This is a genomic window from Bacillus sp. AFS040349 (assembly GCF_002577655.1).
GTDB lineage: Bacteria > Bacillota > Bacilli > Bacillales > Bacillaceae > Metabacillus.
Genome location: NZ_NUMC01000046.1, coordinates 1 through 3,682, shown reverse-complemented (window position 1 = coordinate 3,682; position 3,682 = coordinate 1). Strand labels below are relative to the sequence as shown.

At 30.1% G+C, this 3,682-nt stretch carries 4 protein-coding genes; all 4 read right to left on the bottom strand.

Translation table 11 applies throughout. The features are described from left to right. Nucleotides 1–218 precede the first annotated feature (218 nt). Nucleotides 219–620, bottom strand: a complete 402-nt coding sequence (locus COD11_RS11255; RefSeq protein WP_098797023.1) for a DUF5412 family protein — start codon at nt 618–620, stop codon at nt 219–221. 41 nt (nt 621–661) lie between these two features. Continuing rightward, nucleotides 662–1,846, bottom strand: a complete 1,185-nt coding sequence (locus COD11_RS11250) for a polymorphic toxin type 44 domain-containing protein (protein ID WP_176551053.1) — start codon at nt 1,844–1,846, stop codon at nt 662–664. A gap of 206 nt (nt 1,847–2,052) precedes the next feature. Beyond that, nucleotides 2,053–2,889: an abortive infection family protein gene (locus COD11_RS11245; RefSeq protein WP_098797021.1), complete on the bottom strand. Its 837-nt coding sequence runs from the start codon at nt 2,887–2,889 to the stop codon at nt 2,053–2,055. Nucleotides 2,890–3,095: 206 nt separating this feature from the next. Then, nucleotides 3,096–3,682, bottom strand: a 587-nt coding sequence (locus COD11_RS11240) for a transglutaminase domain-containing protein (protein WP_304362979.1), incomplete at its 5' end; no start/stop codon positions are given.

Below are 3,682 nucleotides of genomic sequence, written 5' to 3'. Positions count from 1 at the left end.
TCTAATTTATCAAATACAATTGTTGAGGTAAAGATATAAATATAGTTTGATTTCAATGGTATTGCTACTTCAAACAGTTCATTTTATTGATAATGTTCCTTTTATAATTAAATTGGCGTTAAGTTTATTGAGGCTTACACTCTCATTACGTAGGGTTAACATAATCTTGTTTACAATAAAGGAATGTATCAAAAAATTGATACATTCCTTTATAACTCTTATTTATTATCCTTTTTCCAATTATAATAAGTATTCTGATCTTTAATATCTATTGTTTTCCCATTTATTATTATTATATTATTACTTTCCCACACTATTGATATCTTATCGTTTGATGGATATAACCAATAGATGGTTTTATCATTAAATTCTTTTCGATTATCATCTAGGGAAGTAATAGATACCCTTTCTTGATATCCTTCTGTTGCTCCTCCTTCATTAATTATAAAAAAATCAGCCTGATATTTTTTATTTGGAGAAAAATATGTTTCCTGAATTTCACCAGTTCCATTGAGTTCATCAAGTTCAACACGAATAAATGAATCTAAGATAAGGAATAGGATGCCGAACAAAAGTATAATTGATAAAATTATTCCTAACAATATTTTGCTAAATTTCATTTTTTACTCCTTAATAATTATTAGTTTCACATATCATATACTTATGCAATTAATACTCTAAAACGTATTCCCTTATTATAGTCTGTGTAACCACTAGTAATAGCTGCTTGATCTGATGGATCATCGAAATAAGAAGAAATAAATTTCCAATTTGATGTACCTGATTTAATTTGATACATTCCGGCAGCGCTTTTTAAAGTTGTATCACTAAAACCAATAGCTTTTCCCATATAACCATAATGATGATTACCGATGTATTCTCCCGTTTTATTGATACCTTTAAATTTATAGGTGTTTTTTGTTCCTAATTTTCGTTTTAAATCCCAAGCTCCATTTGATTTAACTAAATTGTAAAACATTCCTAGTCTGTATGAATTAGCAAACATTAGTCCACGAGATTTCACAAAACTATTGTATGAATTTTTGATAGAATTAGCACTACTTAAATTTGTTTGGTATATCTTAGCAACAGTATAGGTAGTCTTAGTATCATAAGTAACAGCGGCTTGAATCATGCTGGAATCTACTGAGTTTTCAATTTCTTCTAATTCTACTTCTTTTATTTCACTTTCTTTTGCTTCAAGTATTGCCTGTTCCACATCAGCTTCAAATACATTAACTTGATCTGTAATTATTTCTACCAGTTCTATTTTTTCTTGTTCTGTTAAAACTTTTTCACTAGGAAATTCCTCTTCTAGCTCTGTAGATATATCATTTATTATTTTCAATAAATCTTCACTTTCTAATAAATCAATACTAAAAGTTGGAGATTGAATAACTTCAGAAGTAACCCCATTAAGCTTTATAACTTTAGCTTCTATAAATACATCAAGATAAAAATCTGATGGCAAATCACTTGTTAAAATATGTCCATATACATACCCTGCACTATTAGTATAGAACGTTTTTTGGAATAAGACTGTTCCATTTTCATTTTTTAATACGATATCAACCTTTTCCCCAGCTTCAGCCCACTTTAATTTATTATGATCATAGATTCTTAATGTTACATTAAATTGATCTATATCACTATCATCTACTTGTCCCTCATTAATCAAAGCTTTACTAGTATCATAGAAATAAGCTTCTTTCACTTCTAAATGCCCATTTCTAAGTTGTACTTGCGTACCATTTCCTGTTAAAGCAAAAGCCTCAACCGAAATACTAAAAATAAATACAACTAGAACCGAAAAGAAAGCTATCTTGTTGAAAGTCTTGCTGTACATGTCATGATCCCCCATTAATAATGATATTCTACTAACAGATCAAATTGTACCATCTCCTAAAATTAATTTATATAATGAAGAAATAAATATTATACTAAATATACCAAAAGATTGTTACCAATTATGGGGATTTTTACTGTTCGAAATCCAGTTAACCCGTTAGCTTAATCTATTAAAAATTATAAACCCATACATTTGAATAAGGATTAATCATTTTTTATTTTATTTAATAGATATTCTGAAATTATAGCCATACCTTCAATTGCTAAACGCGCATCTTCATGAGGGATTTCAGGGACAAAAGGTCTACCATGTCCAGTACCTGTTTTATTGCGTAACAAATTTATAGAACAACCTAATTGATATAAAGATGTTTCCATTTTTATTTTAGCTTTCTTTACTGGATTAGCTTGGTCTATTTCTTCTAATGATGTTTTTAACCCCAAAGCAACAAAAGCTTGTCCCAATAATGTTGGGAAGTTTACTGTTTGTGGATATGTACCCCATAATTTGACTAGAACATGTGCTGCTACAGCCTCCAATAAATCTTTACTTGTTCCTGTAAGTAAGGCTGCATCTTCTTGTCCCTTTTTTGCTCTACGAACATAATTCCATAAGGCCTCTTCCATTTCAAACTCAGTTATATTATCTAAAATTAAGTGTCCTATATTTCCTGTGTCGTCCAGATAATAGCCACTATTCTTCAATATTTGCTGTAAGTTTATTATTTCTTCTTCCCCAACATAATTTGAAGATCCCTTTCTAAAACCTCCTACTCCACGTACCAAATTTAATAAAGCTACCAATAATTTTTCCCCTGAATCTATGTTGAATTCTAGTGCCCAATTTAGTACATATCGAACTCTCTTAGCTTTTCCAACTGTTTGACCTTGAGCTTTTGGATCTCCTTGTTCCAGTCCATATTTCTTGATTTGAAATTCTAAATCAGAATGGCTTGGATCTCTTCTATTAGACATTGAGTCATCAATCAGTTTAGAAACAGCAACAATTATGTCTTCAGTTAAATTAATTTTCGTTACCACATAACCACCTATTTCCCCTAAATTTTATCTTTTTTTATCTATCTATCAATTTAGATGCGCTCGTAATTTTAGCAGATCCCTTTAGATAATCATATCCAAAGAAATGTTTCTACTCAACTTTATTTCAAAGTACAATTATCACAGCTCAAATTTTATCTAGCTATAAAAAGAAGCTTCTCTATTAGATATAGGAAGCTTCAATTGTATTATTTAATTAAGTTTTCATATCGAGTATCGTAACTTTCAGGGTACTCTCTTTTATCCCATGTGTGATCTAACGCCAATTTATTATCTGATATTAGAAAATAGTCATACCTGACTGAACTATCTGGAACTTTAGAAACATCATCCCATGTAGCATCTAAATTGTACCATACACCATCAAGTTTCACCTTGTTCCATGCATGACCAATTCCACGAACCGATCCAGTAACATCAATATTCTCTATTCCAACTTCATTTAATAAATAATACATAGCGTTCGTGTATCCTCCGCAAACAGCGGTCTGGTTTACAAGGGCACCATATGCCCAATTAGATTGCCAATGGACATTATTTGAATAATCATACACTGTGTTTTTGACGACATAATCGTGAATAGCTAGAACTTTTTCATAATCAGTCATATTAGGATCTATTATTTCCTTAATGACTTCATTTTTTTTCTTTATAAGCTCGTGTGATTGTTTTCCATCATATAAGGTAAATAGATATGAATTATTTACTTCTATTCGTCCATTATTCCATATAAAATCAGATTCTATATAAAGTAGTGTGACCGTCAAGTAGAATG